General features: G+C 62.5%; 20 protein-coding genes. 8 read left to right on the top strand and 12 right to left on the bottom strand.

Going from position 1 to position 21,319, the window contains the following annotated elements:
* Positions 1–36: 36 nt before the first annotated feature.
* The gene (locus QYQ98_RS06945) at positions 37–1,308 is read left to right on the top strand and encodes a hypothetical protein (RefSeq protein WP_302006153.1); all 1,272 of its coding nucleotides are present in this window, start codon (positions 37–39) and stop codon (positions 1,306–1,308) included.
* A gap of 6 nt (positions 1,309–1,314) precedes the next feature.
* Here QYQ98_RS06945 and mshA read toward each other — a convergent pair whose 3' ends face one another.
* Together mshA and QYQ98_RS06935 are read right to left on the bottom strand one after the other, a co-directional pair.
* Positions 1,315–2,586: a D-inositol-3-phosphate glycosyltransferase gene (gene mshA / locus QYQ98_RS06940; protein ID WP_302006152.1), complete on the bottom strand. Its 1,272-nt coding sequence runs from the start codon at positions 2,584–2,586 to the stop codon at positions 1,315–1,317.
* A gap of 59 nt (positions 2,587–2,645) precedes the next feature.
* Complete coding sequence (locus tag QYQ98_RS06935) at positions 2,646–3,821, bottom strand: MinD/ParA family protein (protein WP_302006151.1); 1,176 nt, start codon at positions 3,819–3,821, stop codon at positions 2,646–2,648.
* Positions 3,822–4,093: 272 nt separating this feature from the next.
* Here QYQ98_RS06935 and QYQ98_RS06930 point away from each other — a divergent pair, with 272 nt between their 5' ends.
* Complete coding sequence (locus QYQ98_RS06930; protein ID WP_302007719.1) at positions 4,094–5,992, top strand: long-chain-fatty-acid--CoA ligase; 1,899 nt, start codon at positions 4,094–4,096, stop codon at positions 5,990–5,992.
* Positions 5,993–6,028: 36 nt separating this feature from the next.
* On the opposite strand, the gene QYQ98_RS06925 is transcribed toward QYQ98_RS06930, so the two are convergent.
* A complete protein-coding gene (locus tag QYQ98_RS06925; protein WP_302006150.1) occupies positions 6,029–7,132 on the bottom strand; it encodes a UDP-N-acetylmuramate dehydrogenase in 1,104 nt (367 codons plus the stop codon).
* Between QYQ98_RS06925 and QYQ98_RS06920 the strand changes: the two genes are divergently transcribed.
* The 3 genes from QYQ98_RS06920 (at position 7,121) to QYQ98_RS06910 (ending at position 9,288) form a co-directional block, all read left to right on the top strand.
* Positions 7,121–7,612: a DUF2505 domain-containing protein gene (locus tag QYQ98_RS06920; protein WP_302006149.1), complete on the top strand. Its 492-nt coding sequence runs from the start codon at positions 7,121–7,123 to the stop codon at positions 7,610–7,612. The genes QYQ98_RS06925 and QYQ98_RS06920 overlap by 12 nt on opposite strands.
* 20 nt (positions 7,613–7,632) lie before the next feature.
* The gene (locus tag QYQ98_RS06915) at positions 7,633–8,445 is read left to right on the top strand and encodes a class I SAM-dependent methyltransferase (protein WP_302006148.1); all 813 of its coding nucleotides are present in this window, start codon (positions 7,633–7,635) and stop codon (positions 8,443–8,445) included.
* A gap of 66 nt (positions 8,446–8,511) precedes the next feature.
* Positions 8,512–9,288 (top strand): LmeA family phospholipid-binding protein, encoded by a 777-nt coding sequence (locus tag QYQ98_RS06910; protein ID WP_302006147.1) that lies wholly within the window; start codon positions 8,512–8,514, stop codon positions 9,286–9,288.
* On the opposite strand, the gene QYQ98_RS06905 is transcribed toward QYQ98_RS06910, so the two are convergent.
* The 8 genes from QYQ98_RS06905 to QYQ98_RS06870 all read right to left on the bottom strand — a co-directional run bounded on the left by QYQ98_RS06905 (position 9,285) and on the right by QYQ98_RS06870 (position 16,684).
* The gene (locus tag QYQ98_RS06905; RefSeq protein ID WP_302006146.1) at positions 9,285–9,911 is read right to left on the bottom strand and encodes a hypothetical protein; all 627 of its coding nucleotides are present in this window, start codon (positions 9,909–9,911) and stop codon (positions 9,285–9,287) included. The genes QYQ98_RS06910 and QYQ98_RS06905 overlap by 4 nt on opposite strands.
* A 19-nt stretch (positions 9,912–9,930) precedes the next feature.
* The gene (locus QYQ98_RS06900) at positions 9,931–10,194 is read right to left on the bottom strand and encodes a DUF2516 family protein (protein WP_302007718.1); all 264 of its coding nucleotides are present in this window, start codon (positions 10,192–10,194) and stop codon (positions 9,931–9,933) included.
* Between the two features lie 137 nt (positions 10,195–10,331).
* A complete protein-coding gene (locus QYQ98_RS06895) occupies positions 10,332–11,132 on the bottom strand; it encodes a CGLAU_01105 family protein (RefSeq protein WP_302006145.1) in 801 nt (266 codons plus the stop codon).
* 55 nt (positions 11,133–11,187) lie between these two features.
* Positions 11,188–12,513 (bottom strand): DUF445 domain-containing protein, encoded by a 1,326-nt coding sequence (locus QYQ98_RS06890; protein WP_302006144.1) that lies wholly within the window; start codon positions 12,511–12,513, stop codon positions 11,188–11,190.
* 85 nt (positions 12,514–12,598) lie between these two features.
* On the bottom strand, positions 12,599–12,976 hold the full coding sequence (locus QYQ98_RS06885) for a hypothetical protein (protein WP_302006143.1): 378 nt from the start codon (positions 12,974–12,976) through the stop codon (positions 12,599–12,601).
* Between the two features lie 137 nt (positions 12,977–13,113).
* Positions 13,114–13,863: a succinate dehydrogenase/fumarate reductase iron-sulfur subunit gene (locus tag QYQ98_RS06880; RefSeq protein WP_302006142.1), complete on the bottom strand. Its 750-nt coding sequence runs from the start codon at positions 13,861–13,863 to the stop codon at positions 13,114–13,116.
* Positions 13,863–15,905 carry a fumarate reductase/succinate dehydrogenase flavoprotein subunit gene (locus tag QYQ98_RS06875; protein WP_302006141.1) on the bottom strand — a complete coding sequence of 681 codons (2,043 nt, stop codon included), beginning with the start codon at positions 15,903–15,905 and terminating at the stop codon, positions 13,863–13,865. Before QYQ98_RS06875 ends, QYQ98_RS06880 begins: the two co-directional genes overlap by 1 nt.
* A gap of 20 nt (positions 15,906–15,925) precedes the next feature.
* On the bottom strand, positions 15,926–16,684 hold the full coding sequence (locus QYQ98_RS06870; RefSeq protein WP_302006140.1) for a succinate dehydrogenase cytochrome b subunit: 759 nt from the start codon (positions 16,682–16,684) through the stop codon (positions 15,926–15,928).
* Between the two features lie 318 nt (positions 16,685–17,002).
* Here QYQ98_RS06870 and QYQ98_RS06865 point away from each other — a divergent pair, with 318 nt between their 5' ends.
* Together QYQ98_RS06865 and QYQ98_RS06860 are read left to right on the top strand one after the other, a co-directional pair.
* The gene (locus QYQ98_RS06865; RefSeq protein WP_302006139.1) at positions 17,003–17,479 is read left to right on the top strand and encodes an SRPBCC domain-containing protein; all 477 of its coding nucleotides are present in this window, start codon (positions 17,003–17,005) and stop codon (positions 17,477–17,479) included.
* Positions 17,480–17,563: 84 nt separating this feature from the next.
* Entirely contained in the window at positions 17,564–18,166 is a 603-nt protein-coding gene (locus tag QYQ98_RS06860) for a putative glycolipid-binding domain-containing protein (protein ID WP_302006138.1), read from the top strand.
* 67 nt (positions 18,167–18,233) lie between these two features.
* On the opposite strand, the gene lpdA is transcribed toward QYQ98_RS06860, so the two are convergent.
* Positions 18,234–19,646 (bottom strand): dihydrolipoyl dehydrogenase, encoded by a 1,413-nt coding sequence (lpdA, locus tag QYQ98_RS06855; protein WP_302006137.1) that lies wholly within the window; start codon positions 19,644–19,646, stop codon positions 18,234–18,236.
* A 407-nt stretch (positions 19,647–20,053) separates the two neighbouring features.
* Between lpdA and bioB the strand changes: the two genes are divergently transcribed.
* Positions 20,054–21,157 (top strand): biotin synthase BioB, encoded by a 1,104-nt coding sequence (gene bioB, locus QYQ98_RS06850; protein ID WP_302006136.1) that lies wholly within the window; start codon positions 20,054–20,056, stop codon positions 21,155–21,157.
* Positions 21,158–21,319 lie beyond the last annotated feature (162 nt).

The following is a 21,319-nucleotide window of genomic DNA, read 5'->3' as shown; positions in this document are numbered from 1 at the left end:
CCACGGAAGTGACCGAAGTGTTCTACATTCACTTGTGTGATCGTGCGTCGAATCCTTTCTCCAGTTGCCCTCCTCAGTCTCGTACTGAGCACCATTCCAGTAGCTCAGGCGGCACCGGATCCCGGTACCAGTAGAGAGACCCCGGCAGGCGCCACCGCCGCTCCGGGAGCACCGATGCGCGTCCGCCCGTACGACCAGGAGCACCCATTCGGCCCGGATCAGCCGAGCGTCCTTGAATCGACCGGGGTGCGCACTCACCCGGAGACGTTCACCACGGTGTGTTCGCAAGGGCCGGTCGGCGATGTCACGTTAGAAAACGGCGGAACACAGCGGATCATGCTCACATCCGGGCACTGCCTGGCAGGCGTGTCGGATCAGGGCGTTGTTATGGGGCAAGATGTCTACGCCCCGGTCCGAGGCGGCTACCAGAAAGTGGGAACAGTCGGTCTCGTGCGCACGGTCAACGTTCCCGGCGGGTACGACGGCTTATCAGTGGCCACCCGCAAAGCCCGCAACTCCACGGACTGGGGAGTAGTCGTGTTGGATCCCTCGACACCGGTCGACGGTGCCGCGGCATCCCGGGACCGCTTCGGCGGCCAGCCGAGCAGACCAGTTCACTTGACCGGGGTCCGCGACTACCCCACTCTCGCTCCCGGCGAGTTCCGTCTGGACAACTTCGGCCAGCCGCTGTGCAAGGACGGTTCCGTGGGAAGCCGGAAGTGCGGCGTCCAACTGCTGTACACCTCCGAAACCGTGTGGAGCTGGGGGCTCGATTACGCCCCGGGCGATTCCGGCGGGGTGAATTTCGATCCGTCAAATGGCCAGATCGTGGGCATGACATCAATGGGTGTGGGCCCACTCGGTGCTGCCCAACGCGCCGACCGTGCGATCGAAAGCGGATACGACATTCCCGACGGCAAGGTCAACGAGAAGTTCACGCCGGCTGCTCCGGGGGATATTCGCGCCGACTTCGTCCCCGCCGCTGAAGAGAATGCCGAGATCGAGCAGTATCTGCTGGACAACAACCCCTCGTTCACCGCAGAACAGCTCACCCCGCCCACGCCGAAGCAGCAGTTCGATACTGCTGTCAACGCCGCGAAGCAGGACGCAGCCGCCATCGCCGGCGATACGCAGACCTTCGCTGTCTCCGCCGCTGTTGCCCTCGCTGCCGGCGAGGCCACTCCCGCAGAGGTCGGCGATGCGGCTCACAGCTTCAACAACGCCGTCGGGTCCTACGCATCCGCTCACGCCGACAACATCGCCGGCGCCGGCCTGAACTGGGCGCTCGACGAGCTCGGTTACAACTAAAAGCTACTAGTCGCCCGTGGCGCGCCGGCGCTCCGTCGCCGGCTGAAAGCCTGCGCGCGTCTGCTCATACACCTGCGCCAGGCTCGCAGCGGATTCGGACCAACTGAACCGTGCGGCGCGGGCGACTGCGGCTTCGGCCATGGCGAGGCGCCGGACGTCGTCGTCAAGCAGGCCCGCAATCGCGTCGGCCCACGCCTCTGCCTCGTGCCCGCTGACAAGCACACCCGTTTCCCCGTCCGCAACGGCGAGCGGCAACCCGCCTACCCGTGCAGCCACGACCGGAGTACCGGTGGCCTGCGCCTCGACCGCGACAAGGCCGAATGATTCGTTGTAGCTAGGCACCGCAAGCAGATCCGCAGCCCGGTAAATGTCCACCAATTCCTCCGGCGGGCGCGGGCCCAAAAACCGCACGGTGCGGCTTAAGCCCAGCTTGTGCGCGAGCGCACGGTAGCAATCCACGGACGAATCGCTTCCCGACGCCCCACCACACAGAATCACCCGCAAGTTGCGCTCCGGGTCCCGCTCCACGATTTCGGCGACCGCCCGCAAAAGCACTTGCGGCCCCTTGAACTCCTGCAAACGTCCGACGAACGCCACGACCTGGCTGTCCAGCGGAATACCCAGGTGACGCCGCGCCAACTCCGTGTTGCGGTTCGTTCCGGGGGTGAATAGGCGCGTGTCCGCGCCCGGAGTGACAACCCGGATGCGCGAGGGATCGGCATCGTAGTGGTGGCTCAACTGGTCGATCTCATCTTCGGTGTTGACCACCAGCACGTCCGCATTGTCCACCAACTGCTGCTCGCAGATCCTGCGCGCCTCTGTCTCGGGTGAATCGCCGCCCGCTTGTTTCTGCGCCGCATTCTTCACCGCCGCCCAAGTGTGCCCCGTGTGGATCAGGGGTACCCGCGCCAGATCACGCAGCAGCCACCCTATCTGACCGGAGAGCCAGTAGTGGGAGTGGATCAGGTCATAATCGCGGTTTTCCTGCCGGGCGAACTGCACGACACCGCCAGCGAAGGCTGCTAGCTGAGTATGAAGCTCCTCTTTTGCCAACCCTTCGTACGGGCCGGCCACGACATTGACCACCCGCAACCCGTCACAGACGCGGACCACCTCACCTTGGCTCGGCCGTGTGGCCCGGGTGAAGACATCCACCTCGATTCCAGTTGCGGCGAGTTCACGTGCGAGGTTGAGCACGTAGACATTCATTCCGCCCGCATCGCCGGAGCCCGGCTGCTCGAGCGGAGAGGTGTGCATTGAGATCATCGCGACGCGCATGAGCACAAGTCTAGAAAGCCCGAAGATCCGCCGTTGCTCGATTGCTCGTAACTACAGGATCACCTCGCGTGCTTGTGCCATTGCCCGAAATCGACGGCGATCGTCGCCGCCAAATTCCGGTACGCGCGCAGCGTGTTTGGCCGCAGCCGCTCGAGATCCACCACGGCCCCTTCTGCGAGATGCGGATCGTACGGCACAACTTGAACGGCGCGTGTGCGGGCGGCGAAGTGCGAGATCACACGATCCATGTTCACTGCTGCTTTCGGCGAGGACGGTGCAGTGACCACCACGACAGAGTTCGCTGCCAGACGGCCGTAACCATGCAGTTCCAGCCAGTCCAGGGTGGCCGAGGCCGACTGTGCCCCGTCCAACGCCGGTGAGGAAACGAGGACCAGCGTATTAGCCAAATCCAGAACGCCCGCCATTGCCGAATGCATCAACCCCGTGCCGCAGTCTGTCAGGATGAGGTTGTAATGGTGCTGGAGGATATCCACCGCGCGGCGGTAATCATCCTCACTGAAGGCCTCGGACACTGCAGGATCACGTTCACTGCCAATCACTTCCAGGCGAGACGCACCCTGTGTCGCGAATGCTTTGATCTGCGGGTACCTCGATGTGTCCTCTGCGCCGAGCAGATCTCGAATCGTCGCCGGGCCCGGTGCGGCCACTCGCTGAGCGAGTGTGCCGAAGTCCGGGTTTGCATCGATGGCGATCACTCGGTCCCCGCGCGTTTGAGCCAGCACTGACCCCAAGGCGACCGTGGTGGTGGTCTTTCCTACCCCGCCCTTGAGCGACATGACCGCAATCCGGTAATCCCCGCGCAGCGGCGTGCGGATCGCCTCGGTGACCCGCGCCCGCTGCTGCTCCCGCAGCGACTGGCCCGGGTTGACCTTGCCGCCCGTCGCCCCGTGCACAAGTTTCCGCCACCCCTGCCGCGGCGGTGCCTTCACCGGCCGCACAATGTCGATGCGGTCGAGCGTTCGTGACCCCTGTCCATGCGGTAATTCCGCTGCATCAACCGGTCCAGCTGTAGCGGCTGGGTCAGCCGGACGGGCGAAGACAACCGGGTCGGCGAAGCCGGACGGGCCGGCCGAGTCAACAGCGGCAATGGATTGGCCCGGGGCCGCTTGGCTATCGGGTGCGTGACTCAATCCTGCGCCGATCTCCGGCACCCACTCCCCCAATCCGGTGTTCGCGTACCTGCGGTACTGCATCTCGGTTTGCATGTCAGTCACGTGCTCTCCCCCAAGGCATTTGGCTGATGAGTGTTCTTCTACCGCGACACTACGTGGGGTGGATGCGCGCATGTGGGCGGGAATGTCTACTTCAGTGCGCAGCGAAGAGGCATCGAGATGTGAGTCCCTTTTGCCCCCTTTTCGTGACCAAGATCATAAATTATCTGACAAGCTACTGAAATCACTTATATACTTTGTCGAAGTAAATCAATCGGGAATTTACTGATCGCCGTACGACCAACCAACGAGACACCTACATGGAGGGCAGAACAATGTCGGCATTCGAAGAAAAAGCCTGGCTGTCGAGCTACGCAGAGTGGACCCCGCCGGAGGTCGACCTCGGCGACGACACCATTCTGGACCTCTATGAAGAGACGTTGTCCAAGCGGTCCTACAAGAACGCTATGTGGTTCTTCGGCCGCACCATCACGTACTCCGAGCTGGATAAGCAGGTCCGCAGCTGCGCCGCGGGCCTGAAGGCCTTCGGTGTCCGTCCCGGCGACCGCGTCGCCTTGGTCATGCCGAACTGCCCCCAGTTCGTCATTTCCTTCCTCGCGGTCCTGCGCCTCGGCGCATCCGTCGTCGCGCACAACCCGCTGTACACGGCACACGAACTGCGCGGCCAGTTCAACGACCACGGTGCCCGCGTAGCGGTCATGTGGGACAAGGCCGTGGAGAACCTGGCGGAACTGCGCAATGACACTCCGCTGGAGACCATCGTTTCCGTCGACATGACCAAGGCCATGCCGAAGTACATGGAGCTGGCACTCAAGTACGTGCCGCTGAAGAAGCTGCGCGAATCCCGCAAGAAGCTCTCCGGCCCGGCCCCAGACACCATCGCATTCGAGACCCTGCTGTCGGCAGCAATCGGCGGCGAAGGCCACAACCTGGAAAACCCGGACATCGACCAGGACACCACGGCCGTCATCCTGTACACGTCCGGCACCACCGGCGAGCCGAAGGGCGCCCAGATCACCCACGGGAACTTCAACCACCAGATGAAGGCTGGCCGAGCCTGGATGAAGGACCTGGGCAAGGAGGATGAAAAGGTCTTGGCGGTCCTGCCGCTGTTCCACGTCTACGGCCTCGCCCTCAACCTCGGCCTGGGCCTGCTGGTCGGCGCGGAAATCACCCTTCTGCCGTCTCCGGAACCGGACCTCATCCAGGACGCCCTGAAGCGCAACCCGCCGACCTTCGTCCCCGGCGTGCCCACCCTGTACCAGCGCATTGCTGCCTCGGCACAGGAGAAGGGTCAGAAGCTGACGTCCATCCGCAACTCCTTCTCCGGCGCATCCACCCTGCCGATCTCCACGGTCGAGGCATGGGAGAAGGTCACCGGCGGCAAGCTGGTTGAAGGTTACGGCCTCACCGAGACCGCCCCGATTGTCACTGCGAACCCGATGGACGGCAGCCGCCGCCCGGGCTACGTCGGCGTTCCGTTCCCGAACACGCTCGTGCGCATTGTCAACCCGGACAACCCGGCTGAGCTGATGCCGGACGGCGAGCCGGGCGAGCTCATTGTCAAAGGCCCCCAGGTGATGAAGGGGTACTTGAACAAGCCGGAGGCAAACGAGAAGGCTTTCGTCGACGGCTACTTCCGCACCGGCGACATGGGTGTCATGGAGGAAGACGGCTGGATCCGCCTGGTCTCCCGCATCAAGGAGATGATCATCACCGGCGGCTTCAACGTCTACCCGGATGAGGTGGAAAACGTGATGCGCGCGCACCGCGACATCGCCGACATCGCCGTTGTGGGCCGCCCGCGCGAGGACGGCTCCGAGGACGTCGTTGCCTGCGTCACCCTTGAGGAAGGTGCCGCGCTGGATCCGCAGGGTCTGCAGGATTACGCCCGCGAGCGCCTCACCCCGTACAAGGTGCCGCGCACCTTCTACCACTTCGAGGAACTCAACCGCGACATGACCGGCAAGATCCGCCGCCGCGAGGTGCAGCAGTCGCTCATCGACCGCCTCAACGCAGGCACGGCCGCCGACGGTGAGAACGCCGAGGGCACGCCCGAGGAGCCGTCGCCGGAAGAGGTGGAGAAGGGCGAAAAGGAGAACGGCTGGTCGTTGGAGAAATCTCGCGGCGACGCAACGCCGGAAGCTGACGCTGCCGAGGCAGGCACCGACGCCGACGACGCCGGCCGCCACCGCCTCGAAGAGGACAGCTAATAAAGCGACTGAGCAGCCAGCGAGAAAACTCGGTGGCTAGTCGAGCGTCAGCCCGATCCACACAGGTTCGGGCACGAGCCCGACACCGAAACGCTCGCGCACACCGTCACGCACAGTGCGCGCCAGCTTAACGACGTCGTCTGCCCCCGCCTTTCCCCTGTTCGTCAACGCCAGAGTGTGCTTGGTGGACAACCGGGCGGGGGCATCCTCGTCTGGGAACCCTTTGTGGAACCCGGCGCGCTCGATGAGCCACGCCGCGGACAGCTTGACCTGACCATCCGGCTGAGGGAAGCGGGGCATGGACACCCCCTCGCCCGGCCGCTCAGTCTCCACAGCGCGGGCGATCTCGTCGGCCAATTCCGGCGCCACGACCGGGTTGGTGAAAAACGACCCCGCCGACCATGTGTCGTGGTCCTGCGGGTCGAGGACCATACCTTTCGCGGCGCGAACGCGGAGGATTTCCTCGCGTGCTTGCGCTAATGGCAGTTGCTCCCCACCCAGGTGGCGAAGAGGAATGGACAATTCCGACGGCGCCAACTGCAGCTCAATCTCCAACACGACAGCGCGACCGGTGAATTTCAGGTTGGAATAGCGGTACGCCAGATCTAAGTCACTGGCCGGAACCCATTCAATCTCCCGCGTCTCGCGGTCGTACAGGCGCACCCGGGTGAGCACGTCCGAGACCTCGGCCCCGTAGGCACCGACGTTCTGCACCGGTGTCGCGCCCGCTGACCCCGGAATTCCCGACAACGTCTCAATGCCGGATAGGCCCGCCTCCACCGCAGCAGCGACGACGTCGTCCCACACTGCTCCAGCGCCGGCGCGCACCACACCGCCTTGCAGCACCTCGATCGAGTCGTTGCCCGCGACCACGACGGTCAGATCAAGGTCACCGTCAGCCACCACGAGATTCGATCCGCCTCCGAGAATGATCAGGGGATCGCCTGCGGCGTCGAGAAGCTCGACTGCGCGCGCGAACTGTTCCGCCGTACGTGCCCGCCACGCGGCACGTGGCGCCCCTCCCACGCGCAACGTGGTCAAATCCTTGAGGCGAACGCCGTCCAAAGGCTCCAAATCCAGATGAGTCGCAGATGTTTCAGCCACCACAACAACGGTAGTCTGTGACACATGGCTACTCATAGCGACAACACCGTTACCATCAACCAGCCTGCCGAGAAGGTCCGCAAGGCGTACTCCACCCGCGAATACTGGGATTACATCGCCGAGCACCTCTCCCCCGAGCCAGGCGAGGTCAACGAGTTCACCGATAACTCCGTCACCCTGTACGAAGTTCTTCCGCAAACTCTCCTCCCCGAAGCAGTGCGCGCGATGGTCTCCCAGGCACTGAAGGTCAAGCGCGTGATCAATATCGGTGCGCTCGAGGGCGACAACGCCGACATCTCGTTCACCGCCGACGTGAAGGGCACCCCCGTCGACTTCGGCGGCTCCATCAAGCTCGCCGGCGCAGGCGACACCACCACGTTGAACTACGAGACTGAAACGTCCGTGAACATCCCGTTCATGGGCCCGGCGATCGAGCCGAAGGTCGCAGAAGCCCTCGAGGACCTGTTCAACCAGGAGGGCGAACTCACCGAGAAGTGGATCACCGAGAACCTGTAAGCACGAGGTAGTTCCTCACCATGGCCGACCATGCCCACAACCTGCGCGCGCAGGGCGGGAATGGTCGGCCTTACGGCGTAATCACCCGGGGCACCACCGGCTACAACCGGCTGCGCCGCTCCGATCGGTGGACGCGCTATAACCCCGACGTGCAATCGCTATTGTCGGGCGTCGACGAACCGCTGGCCGTCGATGTGGGCTACGGCGCATCCCACACCACCACCGTCGAATGGGCCCGCTGGCTGCGAGAGATCAACCCCGCCACCCGCGTCGTCGGTTTGGAGATCCACCCCGACCGGGTCTTGCCGCCCCGGGATGGCGTGACCTTCGAGCTCGGTGGTTTTGAACTCGCCGGTTACCAGCCGCACCTCGTTCGCGCCTTCAACGTCTTGCGCCAATACGATGTTGATGAAGTGCCGAACGCGTGGGACACCGTCACTTCGCGGCTTGCGCCCGGCGGACTCTTTATCGAGGGCACGTGCGACGAGCTGGGTCGCCGCGCTGCATGGCTGCTTATCGATGCCGCGGGCCCCCGCTCTCTCACCCTCGCCTGGGACCCGGAAGATGTGGAACGTCCCAGCGATGTGGCCGAACGCCTCCCCAAAGTGCTCATCCACCGCAACGTTCCCGGTGAACCCGTACACGACTTACTCGCCGCAGCCGACGAGGCCTGGGAACGCTCCGCCGGATGGGCTCCCCACGGCCCACGCGTGAGGTGGCGGGAGGCCCACCGCCTCCTCCTCGCCGCCGGCTGGCCGGTCGAACCTGTGCGCCGCCGCATACGCGACAACACATTGACTGTGGATTGGTCCGCTGTGGCTCCGACCAGCTAAGTTGCGGCACCATGAGCTGGTCTCGCGGTTGTCAAAACCGAGTGATGTCGCGCACAATTGGCATCTATGACCCGCACTTCCTCAGGCCGGGGCTGGAAAATCGCTCTGGGCATCGTCGCAGGACTCGTCATCTTGCTGTTCATCGCGGAGATCGGAATCCGCGCTTTCATTGCGCAGCAGATCCGGTCCAGTGTCCGGGACTCTGCCCCGGAAACCGTAGACATGCGCGAAGAGACATCCGTGCATTTCGGGGCTTCCCCGGTTCTGCTGGGGATCGCGCGCGGGAAACTTCAGCACCTCGACATTGACGTGCCGTCGACCTTGGTGCCGGACAGCGACGAAATCGTGGGAAACCCGCCTGCCACCATCAACGCCACCGGCTTTGTCCTCGACCAGGACGACCCCAGCGCCGACGAATTAGTCCTCCACACTGAACTCCCCCAGGCCTTGGTGCGAGACATGCTCCAGCAAGAGTTGCAACACTCGCTCAACGAAGCTCAGGACGGGCGCTTCGCCGAGTATGACGAGATTCTCACTGTGTCCGATGTCCGCACCAACCCGGCCGATGGCACCTTCAACGTCACGTTCTCTAACGGGGCCTTCGGTGTGGAATTGCGCCCACAAGTCCAAGACGGCCAGATGTCCTTCATCGCTGAATCCACTCAGATCCTGGGCCGTAAATTGCCCGATTTCTTCTCCGAGGCTGTCAGTGACGCGCTTCAAAATGGCCTGAACCAAGATATTGTGGGGCCGTTGCAGGTACAGGATTTCCACGTTGTGGACAACGGGTTCAGCATCACAGTCTCTGGCGAGCAAGTACACCTGAGGCAGCTACCAGTCTAACCACGCACGGGAAACACTCGGTCAGCGCCTGCCAACAGGGCGTCCGCCACCGCATCCAGCGTATGCACGCGTCCGTGCACCGCCAGGCCGCATGGCACAGACGGTAGATCGAGAGCGCCTGGCTTATCGACGCCGACTGCCACCGCATCGACCCCCACCTTCCCCACCGCATCCGCGAGCTGATGGACAGCCCGTGCGCCGAGAGAAGCCGGAAAGGTGACCCCGAACCGCGTCGGCTCTTCCACCACTTGGCTCACAGCGATGACATCGGCGAGCACCGCGTTGATGGTGTCGGTGTCCACCAACCCTGGCACAGCAACGGCCACCCACACTTCATCAGCGCCTTCTTCAACAGCCAGACGCGCCTCCGCCGCCTTGATCAGGCTGTGGTGACGCCCGGTCGGCCACCCGATCAATGCGATGACATGAGTCGCGCCGCCAGCATCAGGCGTGGCTCGTTTCGCCTGTCTGATCTGGGTCGGTTCGCAGACGATACCGGCACCCGCGCCGTCAACGAGTTGCGCGAACTCACTCGCTTCCGGGCAGGCCACATCTGAGAACAAGTGGTAGTCCGCTCTGCCCACCCGACCAGAAAGCCAGGCGAGTTCGCCTCCATCCGTCATTTCCCGTTACGCGCCCGATTTACCAGCCGTAATTGCCGCGAAGGATGTTGTTCAGCTGCGGGCGCACATCGAAGAAGTACAGCCCGATGAAAATGCAGCCGATCAAGGCGAGGAATGGAATACCGCTCAGGCACGCGATACCGCTAAAAAGCAAGATGGCTACCCACGCCATCTTGGGCATACGGTCCCCCGCCTCGAAGGCATCAGGACGGGTGAGGCCGGCCAGCACTGCGCCGACGATCCCCGCGACGCCTACGATCGCTGCGAGAAACATGCGCAGCATTGCAGGTGCGAGCACGATCCAGCTCTCAAGGGAGAGTTCGGGCAACTGGGTCAGCGTCATCGGGTAATCGGTCCTGCCTTAAAAGGGGTAGGGGCTGCGGATGATCTGTCCGCAGCCGCGGGCGAATAGAGGGCAAATTATTTCGTACCGGTACCAGGCTCCGAGGAATTACCGGCGTCGAATCCGTGGTCCTCGACCACTTCGCCGTCGATGATATCGGAGGCTTCTTTGCGCTCTGCATCGGAGCCGTTGCCCGGCACGGGCGATTCGGACTCGCCGGAGGAGAAGACAGACCCGAAACGGTTGATCATGTTATCCAAACGCGTACGCATGTCGGCGATGATGTCCTCAGTGTCGTGCGCGGCCTTCGAAGCGTCTGAAGTGTCGGATGCGTTCGCGGTGTTCTCCGCATCCGCGGCCCCAGCGCCCTCGCCACCGCGATTGCGCACCTGGCTCACCGCGACGTTGAAAGACTCGCGCACCTCATCGGCGGCGTCACGGAACGCGGACTTCATCTTATCGGCTTCATCCGACTCGCGGGCAGTGTCGACGGCACGCGTGACGCTACCTGCGAAATCACGGAAGATGGACTCCGCATCGCCAGCCAGCGAGGCTGCTGCGGCGCGGAAATCGCGATCATTCTCCGCCCCCTCATACGCCTTGCGGGCATTCGCAATGGCGGCCTTGAACTGGTCGCCGAAACCAGCGTGGTCGTCGGTGAGATCCTCGGTGTCAGCAGCGTGAGCGCCACCGGAGATATCGGCATCGCGGTCGGCACGGAAATTGCGGCCGAATTCACCGGCCAAATCCCCCAGCCGGGACCACGCATTCAAGGATGCTTCACCAGCACCTTTGAGAGTGTTGAGAATGCTGTCCTCACCGTCGGCGTTGCCGTTAACGTTGGCGGAATTATTTGGGTTGGCGGTGTTGTCGGTCACCGTGGTCTCCTTTGGGGGCTCAGGTTGACTGAAGCGGAAAGCAGAATCGGAAAAGCTAGAACAGTATCTGCGTCACAGTGTAAATAACCAGGCCCGCAAGTGCACCGACAATCGTTCCGTTGACGCGGATGTACTGCAGGTCCTTGCCCACCATCAGCTCGATCTTGTCGGCGGCCTCTCGGCCGTCCCAGCGTTCAATGGTGTCGGAGATGATCGCCGTAATGTCAGAGGCGTAATTGTCGGCAACGAAGCGGGCAGCGCCTTCAATTCTCTGATCCAAAGATTCGCGCAGTTCCGGCTCTTCGACAATGCGTCCGCCCCATTCCTTCGCCAGCTCAGCTACGCGGCGGCGGAGCGGGGAAGCGGGGTCAAAGGAGGCGTCGATAAGCGACTGCGAAACGGTGGCCCACAGCTCCCCCGCGACGGACTTCGCGGCCGTGGAACCCATGATGTCGCCTTTGAGTTCCTCGACACGCGAGAGCATGTCCGGGTCGAACTGCAGATCGGCCGCGAACTGTGCAATGGTGCGGCGAATCGCCTGGCGTGCCGCGTGGTTCGGGTCGGTGTCGATCTCCCACATGAAGTCCGCCAGTTCACGGTAGACGCGTTCCCCCACGAGTTCTTTCGCGAACCTCGGAGCCCAGTTGGGCATCCGCTCGTCGATCATGGTCACGACGGATTCCTCCATCGTGCCTACCTTCGCACGGCCCCAGGAAATGATGTCTTCAACGATGGGTTCCACTTTGCCGTCGGAAATGAGCCCGTCCAGCATGCGTCCGAGCGGTGGCCCCCAGGCGGGCTCCGCGAGCCGGTCGAGCACCTGGTGGTTAATCAACGCCTCCGCGTCCTTTGGATCGATTGCCGCGATAGCATTGCCCGTGAAGCGGCCGACCTGCTCCGAGACCTTCTCCGCGTTCTCCTCCTGCGACAGCCACGCACCCGTACGATCCGCCAGATTCGCCTCGGAGACTTTCTCCGTGATCAGCTCCGCGTTGAGGAAGTTCTCTCCCACGAACTCGCTGAGCGCCCCGCCAATCTGGTCCTTTTTCTTCGGCACCAGCGCCGTGTGCGGAATCGGGATACCCATCGGGTACCGGAACAGCGCCGTCACCGCGAACCAATCCGCCAAACCCCCGACCATGCCGGCCTCAGCTGCCGCACGCACATACGGCGCCCAGCCCGCGACGCCACCACGGGTGATCCACCACTCGCACGCAATGTAGATCACAGCGGCCAGCACGAGCAGCCCCGTCACCCACGTCTTGTGGATCCGCAGCGAACGACGACGCTCCGCTTCCACCTCAGGCGAAGGCCCGGGAACAGCAAGCCGGCTTATCGACGTCCCCTGTTCCCCTTCTTGGTCCAATGCATGCTTAGCCATGCATCGATTAAAGCGCAAAAGAACCCCCGGCTCACGCACGCGCGCGAGCCGGGGGTTCTGCGGGCTCCCTTATAAGGGAAAGGACTTAGTTACGGCGGCCAGTGGCCTTGCGGTAGTCCCGGTAACCGGAGCGGCCGGCACGGATGGTGAGGAAGCCCCCGATGAGCGTCACTGCTGTGAGCACAGCGCCCACAATCAGCACAGTCTGGGAAATGTCGGTGCTGGCACCGTGGCCCCAGATGCTCGTTGCCGCACCGTAGATCAGGGTGCCGAATCCCGCCAGGGAAGCGAGGATCAGCGCCATGCCGACCCAGGTGATGTGCTTGACCAGCGAGGAGTGCGGCGCCGCCAGCGACACCGGTTCGTAGCCGTCGACGTAACCGTCCTGAATGCTCGTGCCGTACTCCGGGAAGCTTTCGGCCGAAATGTCCGCAACGGGTGCGGGTCCTCCGTGTCCACTCATGGAACTGTCTCTCTTTCCTTGTGCAGGTGTGCCCGTGATTCAAGCGCTGCTTCCGCAGCTATGCCTTTCAGTATAGGCGGGCTCGGCCGGTCGAAAGACCCTGCTGTCCGCCTACCGGGGCCATGTGGCCCCCGTTCTTAGTCGTCCTTGCCGCGGAAGGCCGCGCGTGCGCGCTCCTTGTTGATTGCGCCGACAGCCTCCAGCGGAATACCCGCCGGGCAGACATCCGCGCACTCGCCGTAGAGGGTGCAGTGGCCGAAGTTGGTCTCCAGCTCGTCGACCATCTGGCGTGCGCGCTTGCCGCGCTCCTCCTTGCCCATCGGCAGAAGCTTCAGGTGGCTGAGCTTCGCGCCGGTAAACAGGTGCGCAGCACCGTTCGGGCAGGCAGCCACGCACGCGCCACAACCGATGCAGGCAGCGAAGTCGAGCGCCTTCTCGGCGGTCTGGTGATTGACGTGCAGCGTATCCGCATCCGGGGCCGTGCCCGCCTGGAGCGAAACGTAGCCGCCCTGCTGCATCACGCGGTCCAGGGCCGAGCGGTCCACGGTGAGGTCCTTGATCACCGGGAACGCGGCAGAACGGAACGGCTCGATGCGGAGCGTGTCGCCATCCTTGTAGTTGAACAGGCGCTGCAGGCAGGCCGTGGTGTTCTGGCCGGCGCCGTGCGGGCGGCCGTTGACCGACACACCGCAGGTGCCGCAGATGCCCTCGCGGCAGTCGGAGGCGAAGGTGAACGGTTCCTCGCCTGCCTCGACGCGGGCGTTGTTGACGTGGTCCAGCAACTCCAGGATCGACATCTGCTCGACGGCGTCGTCGACCTGCACGGTCTCGAAGTTGCCCTCGGTGTCGGGTCCGGCCTGACGCCAGATCTCAAGTGTCAGTTTCATTACTTGTAGTTCCTTGTCATCAGCGGGATCGAATCGAAGTACAGGGGCTCAGCGTGGCGGATGAATTTACCGTCGCCTGCCGGCTCCCATGCGGAGACGAAGCACCAGTTCTCGTCGTCACGCTCTGCCTCGCCGTCCTCGGAGAGGTGGTCCTCACGGTAGTGGGCACCACAGGACTCGTCGCGGTCGAGAGCGTCGACGATCATGAGCTCGCCCAGGTTGATGTAGTCCGCGACGCGGATCGCGTTCTCCAGGGTCTGGTTCATGTCCATCGCATCGCCCGGGATGTTCACGTTGGCCCAGAAGTCCTCGCGGAGTTCGCGCACGCTCTTCAGACCCTTTTCCATGAGCTCCACGTTGCGGGACACACCGCAGGATTCGTAGAGAATCGCGCCGAGCTGCTCGTGGTAGTAGTCCGGACCGTGCGGCTGCTCACCGTTGACGTTCATCAAACGGTCGATGAGATCCTGGGAGCGGTTCACGGCCGCCGTGACCTCGTCCGCTTCCAAGCTCAGCACTTCCTCGTTGAGGTGGCCGGCCAAGAAGTTCGGGATGGTGAACGGAAGGGTGAACCAACCGTCCACGGACGCGGAGAGCAGCGAGTTCGCGCCGAGGCGGTTCGCGCCGTGGTAGGTCCAGGAGCACTCACCGGCGGCGAACAGGCCGTCGATGGAAGTCATTTCGTTGAAGTCGGTCCACAGGCCGCCCATGGTGAAGTGGACGGTCGGCGCGATGCGCATCGGCACCTCGTACGGGTCCTCACCGATAGAGTCCTCGTACATTTCGAAGAGGTTGGAGTACCGCTCCTTGATGGTGTCCTTGCCCAGGCGCTCGATAGCGTCCGCGAAGTCCAGGTAGGCGGCGTTGTTCAGCGGGCCGATACCGCGGCCGGCGTTGATCTCCTTGGAAATGGCGCGGGAAGCCACGTCGCGCGGGACGAGGTTGCCGAATGCCGGGTAGCGGCGCTCCAAGAAGTAGTCGCGCTCCTCCTCGGGAATGTCGGCTGGGTTACGGTCGTCACCCTGTTCCTTGGGCACCCACACGCGGCCGTCATTACGCAGGGACTCCGACATCAGCGTCGTCTTCGCCTGCCACTTCGCGTTGACCGGCAGACCCGTCGGGTGGAACTGCACGAACGCCGGGGAGGCCAGGTATGCGCCGTGCTCGTAGGCGCGCATGATGGCCGAGGCGTTGGAGTTCTTCGCCAGGGTGGTCTTGTGGTACACGTTGCCGTACCCGCCGGTGGCCAGAATCACAGCGTGGCCGGTGAACGGCACCAGCTCGCCGGTGATCAGGTTGCGGGTGACAATCCCCTCACACCGCTTCTTGCCGTCCTTCTCAGTGATGATGAAGTCGACCAGGTCATTGTGGGTGAAGATCTCCACGTTGCCCAGGTGAATCTGGCGCTGGAGTGCGGATGCCGTGGACAGCTGGAGCTGCTGGCCTGTTTGACCGCGGGTGTAGTAGGTGCGGGACACCTGCACACCGCCGAACGAACGGGTAGCCAGCGCACCGCCGTACTCGCGGGCGAACGGAGCGCCGATGGCGTTCATGTGGTCGATTACACGAACCGACTCCACGGCGAGGCGCCAGCAGTCGGACTCGCGGCAGCGGTAGTCGCCGCCCTTGACGGTGTCCTTGGTGTGACGGTACGCGCCGTCATTGTCCATCTTCTTGCCGCGGGCGGAGTTCACGCCACCCTGAGCAGCAATCGAGTGCGCACGGCGCGGAGCGTCGTGGTAGGTGAAGTTCTTCACGTTGTAGCCGAGCTCGCCGAGGGCGGCAGCCGCGGCACCGCCGGACAGGCCTGTGCCCACGACGATGACCGTGAACTTGCGGCGGTTCAGCGGGGAGACGAGCTCCATGTGGTCCTTCTGGTAAGTCCACATGTCGCGCATCGGGATACCCTTAGGCTCGTTGTTCTCCAGGATGTTGCCCGGAACGACACCGGCGGCCTTCGACTGCGGGTTAGTGAAGTCGTTCACATCGTTAGCGGGAGCCTTCTCCGGTTTCTCGTTGCCCGCGTTGTATGCAGTAGTCATTGACGTTCCTCCAGCCCTTCCTATGACACCATTCCGAATGCGATGGCCAAAGGCATCACAATGTTGCCGATAACCACGATGGCCGGGATCCAGTAGGCGAGCACGACCATGATGGCGTTGCCGCGCTTACCCAGCCAGCCCAGGTCGGAGACCGCCAGGTATACACCGTGAGTGAGGTGCATAAAGAGTGCGATCATCGCGATGACGTAGAAGAGCGTCACCGGCCAGCGTCCGGGTGCGAACGTGGCAATCAGGTTGTTCTTCACTGCGCCGTGAACGAACGCATCGGACGCGACAACTTCGCCGATGGTCAAGTCCAGCAGGTGGAAGATGATGAACAGCAGCAGAATGACGCCGGTGACGACCATCCAGCGAGCGGCCGTGGACTGCAGGCCGCCCATCAGGTTGGTGCGGCGGAACTTGCCGCGAGACTTGCTCGACCGTGCTTTCAGGGTGAACGCGCCCCAGATGTGCAGCACGAGGCAGGCGAGCAGGACGATGCGGATGATCCACAGCAGCGAGCTGCCGGGGAACAGGGGCTGGCCCATCTCACGCAGGAACGTGCCGTACTCATCGATGGCAGCGGTCCGGCCGTGGTCAGGCATGAAGATCTTGAGGTTACCGACCATGTGGCCGATGACGAACAAGAAGAAAATCAGGCCGGTGACGGCCATTGTGAGTTTGAGTGCCCATGTAGGCACTCCGGGCCGTTCGCGGAGCGGCTCCTCAGTGATTTTGCCGTGACGAATTGCGTCACGATCTGCATGTTGAACAGTCATGGCACCTCCAGTGTCGATTCAACTTTACGATTAACCGAAGGTTCCTCACTACTCGTGGCGACGGGCCACCCCCGCGCCTGCCCCGCACGCGGCGCATTCGCCTCGCGCGCTTGCCGATGCGTCGCCAACACCCCAGTTCACATCAGCAACAGCTTTTCGACGTTGGCGCAATGCGCGAAATGTGAAATAGCGCACCTCAGTGAGCCTTTCGCGCACTACCCCACAAGCATCACCCCGAAGGGTGTCGAACTTTGGTTTGTTAGTTCACCCTTATCCACCGGTGCTCGCGGTCCGCCACTCTTCGTTACAGTGGGGCACATGACCGATACGAATTCTGCAACCCGAGTAATCGACGCATCCGCCAACGACATTTTCGCGATCCTTTCTGATCCGTCCCGCCACGCAGAGACGGATAACTCCAGCATGGTCGTCTCCGCCGACACCGACGCGAAGCTGGAGAAGGTCGGCGACATCTTCGTCATGAACATGACCAAGGAAGACGGCGATTACCAGACCCGCAACGAGGTGTACGCCTTCCAGGAGAACAAAGTCATCGGCTGGAAGAACCTGAAGAACCTCACCGCCGACATCGAGGTCGGCGCGAAGTGGCTCTATGAGCTCTCCTCCGAGGGCGCGGACAGCACCTCCGTCACCCTGACCTACGACCGCAGCGAGATCGAGTCTGACGCGGTACGCAAGATGTCGGAGAACTTCGACGACTCCGCCATGGAAGAGTCCCTCGCAGCTCTCGCTGCCGCTGTCGACCGCACCGACAACCCGACCCAGAAGGGCTAACCCCGCCGCACGCCCGCCCGGCCCCGCTATCTCGAACGTGAGATAGCGGGGCCGGGTGTTGTATATCTGACTAGGCTCGCCGGCATGGAGCGTGACTACTACTGGGAACACCCAGATGGACCAGAGATCCAAAACCAGGCAGAGGTTTCGTTCGAGCCTGGTGGGCTGAGGGCTCACGGAATTCAGACGGGCACGGGGTATTCGGCCCGGTGGGTGCTCGAAGCGTTAGATGACTGGAAAACACAGGCCGTCCAGGTCCACGTGCACGGCGAAGGGTGGAACCGGCATCTTGAGCTGGAGCGGGACGCGGACGGTGTGTGGACGAGTAGGACTTCAGTAAGTGGCGCTCAGCCAACCGAGCTCGCTGGCCCGGAAATGGCGCCTGGCATCGTGCCCGGCGAGGACTTGAATGCCGCACTGGACTGCGACCTCGGTCTCTGCCCGGTAACCAACACCATGCCGATTAGACGCCTCGACCTTCTAACCCGGAACGTGCCGGAGACGAAACTGATTATGGCGTGGATCGACATGCCGTCGCTGAGGGTCATCGCGTCGGACCAGTACTACAGCTCGATCGACGAGCAGACGGTACGGTACCAAAGCGGCACGCGAGGGGTAGATGTGCAGCTCACGGTCGACGAAGACGGAGTAGTTTTTAACTACCCGGATATGGCAAAACGTTTGTAGCCAGAAACGCCGCCCCCGCTGGTGGGAACCAGCGGGGGCGGCCAAGAAGCGTCGATAAGCGAAAGCGCTACAGGTTGATCATGTGGCCCTCGACGCCGTGCGCGATCTCCTTGAGCACCTCGGACAACGTCGGGTGAATGTGCACGTTACGAGCGATCTCGCCGGCGGTGAGATCGAAACGCTGCGCCAGGTTGATCTCCGGCAGGAGCTCGGACACGTTCGCACCGACCAAGTGCGCACCGAGGATCTCGCCGTACTCGCCGTCGACGATCAGTTTGCCGAAGCCCTGGGACTCCGCGAGACCCAATGCCTTGCCGTTGGCCGAGAACGGGAACGTGGCGACCTTGATGTCCTTGTCCGCGAACTTCTCGCGAGCCTGCTCCTCGGTGTAACCCATGGATGCGACCTGCGGGTTGCAGAAGGTGGCGCGCGGCATCATCTGGTAGTCGCCGAGCTCCATGGTCTCAGCGTCAGCGATCATCTCAGCCGCGACAATGCCCTGAGCCTCAGCGACGTGGGCGAGCTGCAGCTTCGCGGTGACATCGCCGATGGCGTAGATGCCGTCGACGTTGGTGCGCATGCGCTCGTCCACCGCGATCGCGCCGCGGTCGGTGAGCTCCACGCCCGTGTTCTCCAGGCCGAAGCCCTCGGTGCGCGGCTGGAAGCCAACAGCCACCATCACGCGGTCCACGGTGATGGTCTCCGTGTTGTCCGAGCCCTTCTTCTGGATGTCCACCTCGACGGAATCACCGTTGTCGCGCACAGCCGTTGTCGCGTGACCCGTCAGGATCTTCACGCCGAGCTTCTTGTACGCCTTGGTGATCTCCTTGGACACATCCTTGTCCTCGTTCGGCAGAACGCGGTCCATGAACTCGACGACCGTGACGTCCACGCCGTAGTTGGACAGCACGTACGCGAACTCCATGCCGATCGCGCCGGCACCCACGATGACCATCTTCTCCGGGGCCTCCGGGTTGAGGATCTGCTCCTCGTAGGACACCACGTTGTCCGACAGCTCAATCCCCGGCAGCGTCTTCACCACGGAACCGGTCGCGATGATGCAATCGTCGAAGGAGACAGTCTTACCCTTGTCCTCGCCCTCGGTGATTTCCAGCGTGTTTGCGTCCTTGAAGGAACCGAGGCCGTTGATCTCGGTGATCTTGTTCTTCTTCATCAGGTAGTGAACGCCGCCGACGATCTTCTCCGATACCTTACGGGAACGCTTGTGCGCGTCCCCGTACTCGAAGGAAACATCGCCCTTGATGCCGAACGTCTTCGCCTCGTGGTTGAAGATGTGCGCCACTTCAGCGTTCTTAATTAGGGACTTCGACGGGATGCAGCCCACATTCAGGCACACACCGCCCCAATACTGCTTCTCTACGACCGCGACCTTTTTACCCAACTGGGCTGCGCGGATTGCTGCAACGTAGCCGCCAGGGCCAGCGCCAAGTACTACAACGTCAAAATGTTCATTAGCCACGCCCACTAGGATACGTGCGTGCGCAATAAAGCGCTGCGACGGACCATCGCCCCACATATTCGGCCAACCTTTGGCGTGATTAACGCAGCCTCTTCAAGAATCAGCGAAGGATCTGTGACAAGGCTATCTACATCTCTAATTATCCCGCTCGCGGCAACGCACGAGTTCGACGACATCATGGTGCTTCGCGCCAAGTCATTCCATTTACCCGCCTATAGGAAAATCCGCGAGCGCCCAGTTCAAAGATGGACCGCGCAAGACCAGCTTCGATACCGGCCGCAAACAGCCTGCTGATCGTTGCGGCTGACGACCCCCGGAATCACTAACTGGTGAGGCCAGACCGTTAAACGGTGTTCAAAACCGCCTCTATGCTGCTATTAGTTGATCGATTTGTTAGCATAATCGTTATGGTCCCACCGGTTTCCCAGAACAAGCCTGACACCCGAGATACCCAGAACTCCCTCTCTATCCTCGACATTGCTCGAGAGAAATGCCTCGAGAATGGTGAAGGGCTCAATCAGCAGGAGATCTATAAAGCCCTGATGATTGAAGACGATAGGTTGCAGGATCTGCTGGACCTCGCACACCAAGTGCGGATCCGTCACTGCGGTGTCGAGATTTCTCTCGAGGGCATCGTTTCCCTCAAAACGGGCGGCTGTCCGGAGGACTGCAAATTCTGCTCCCAGTCCGGCCTGTTCGAATCACCCGTGCGCTCAGTGACCCTCGACACCGCAGAACTCGTCGAGGCAGCGAAGCAGTCGAAGAAGATGGGCGCCGGAGAATTCTGCATAGTCGCGGCTGTAAAGCGCCCATCTGAATCTCTATTAGACCAGGTTGCACAGGCTGTCATCGCGATCGAAAACGAAGTGGACATCTCAATCTCCGCCTCACTGGGAACCCTCACTCGTGAAGACGCTCACAGGCTGGCACAGATGGGTGTAATGCGCTACAACCACAACTTGGAAACAGCGAAGTCGTTCTTTCCCAACGTGGTCACTACCCACACCTGGCAGGAGCGCAGGGACACTTTGGAGAATGTCCGAGCTGAAGGAATGGAGACGTGTTCCGGCGGTATCATTGGGCTCGGGGAGAGCGTCGAGCAGCGCGCAGAATTCGTGACGCAGCTCGCGGAGGTCGGCCCGCACGAGACCCCGATAAACTTCCTCGATCCTCGTCCCGGCACGCCGTTCGCCAACCGTCCTCTGGTTCCCCAAGGAGAAGCCCTCCGAATGGTTGCCGCGTTGCGTCTCGCCATGCCGTCGACGCAACTGCGTTTCGCTGGCGGCACAGAGCTTGCCCTCGGCGACGACGGCACGGAATCCGGCTTGCTCGGCGGCGCTAACGCCATCATCGGCGGGAATTACCTCACAACGTTCGGACGCCCGATGGAAAAGGACCGAGACGCGATCGACCACGCGATGGAGTCCAGACTAAACCTCTCCATTAAACCCGTTGACCAATCGCACCGCGCCGATCACGGTGTCCTATACAGCACGTTGAAGTCCCTCTAATGCGAATCCCAGACTCCACGGAGCTTGCCGACGCCGTCCTGAGCGGCGAGATCCACTTACCTCATGATCCGGCTCGCCCCTACGATGCGCCCCGCATCTGCCCCCTCTGTGACCGCCGAATGGTCGTGAAAATGAACCCGGTGTCGTGGGAGGCTATCTGTT

Origin of the sequence: Corynebacterium sp. P3-F1, assembly GCF_030503635.1 — a bacterium.
In the GTDB taxonomy this organism is placed as follows: Bacteria; Actinomycetota; Actinomycetes; order Mycobacteriales; family Mycobacteriaceae; genus Corynebacterium.
This window is presented reverse-complemented; position numbering and strand designations above follow the sequence as displayed.

What these genes read in the sequence shown, in the direction of transcription:
- QYQ98_RS06910 (WP_302006147.1), top strand. Translation starts at nt 8,512, where the DNA reads ATGACCCGCACTTCCTCAGGCCGGGGCTGGAAAATCGCTCTGGGCATC.
- bioB (WP_302006136.1), top strand. Translation starts at nt 20,054, where the DNA reads ATGGTCCCACCGGTTTCCCAGAACAAGCCTGACACCCGAGATACCCAG.
- QYQ98_RS06925 (WP_302006150.1), bottom strand. Translation starts at nt 7,132, where the DNA reads ATGAGTAGCCATGTGTCACAGACTACCGTTGTTGTGGTGGCTGAAACA.
- QYQ98_RS06885 (WP_302006143.1), bottom strand. Translation starts at nt 12,976, where the DNA reads ATGAGTGGACACGGAGGACCCGCACCCGTTGCGGACATTTCGGCCGAA.
- QYQ98_RS06900 (WP_302007718.1), bottom strand. Translation starts at nt 10,194, where the DNA reads ATGCTGCGCATGTTTCTCGCAGCGATCGTAGGCGTCGCGGGGATCGTC.
- QYQ98_RS06905 (WP_302006146.1), bottom strand. Translation starts at nt 9,911, where the DNA reads ATGACGGATGGAGGCGAACTCGCCTGGCTTTCTGGTCGGGTGGGCAGA.
- QYQ98_RS06865 (WP_302006139.1), top strand. Translation starts at nt 17,003, where the DNA reads ATGACCGATACGAATTCTGCAACCCGAGTAATCGACGCATCCGCCAAC.
- QYQ98_RS06870 (WP_302006140.1), bottom strand. Translation starts at nt 16,684, where the DNA reads ATGACTGTTCAACATGCAGATCGTGACGCAATTCGTCACGGCAAAATC.
- QYQ98_RS06860 (WP_302006138.1), top strand. Translation starts at nt 17,564, where the DNA reads ATGGAGCGTGACTACTACTGGGAACACCCAGATGGACCAGAGATCCAA.
- QYQ98_RS06930 (WP_302007719.1), top strand. Translation starts at nt 4,094, where the DNA reads ATGTCGGCATTCGAAGAAAAAGCCTGGCTGTCGAGCTACGCAGAGTGG.
- mshA (WP_302006152.1), bottom strand. Translation starts at nt 2,586, where the DNA reads ATGCGCGTCGCGATGATCTCAATGCACACCTCTCCGCTCGAGCAGCCG.
- QYQ98_RS06890 (WP_302006144.1), bottom strand. Translation starts at nt 12,513, where the DNA reads ATGGCTAAGCATGCATTGGACCAAGAAGGGGAACAGGGGACGTCGATA.
- QYQ98_RS06880 (WP_302006142.1), bottom strand. Translation starts at nt 13,863, where the DNA reads ATGAAACTGACACTTGAGATCTGGCGTCAGGCCGGACCCGACACCGAG.
- QYQ98_RS06920 (WP_302006149.1), top strand. Translation starts at nt 7,121, where the DNA reads ATGGCTACTCATAGCGACAACACCGTTACCATCAACCAGCCTGCCGAG.
- QYQ98_RS06915 (WP_302006148.1), top strand. Translation starts at nt 7,633, where the DNA reads ATGGCCGACCATGCCCACAACCTGCGCGCGCAGGGCGGGAATGGTCGG.
- QYQ98_RS06875 (WP_302006141.1), bottom strand. Translation starts at nt 15,905, where the DNA reads ATGACTACTGCATACAACGCGGGCAACGAGAAACCGGAGAAGGCTCCC.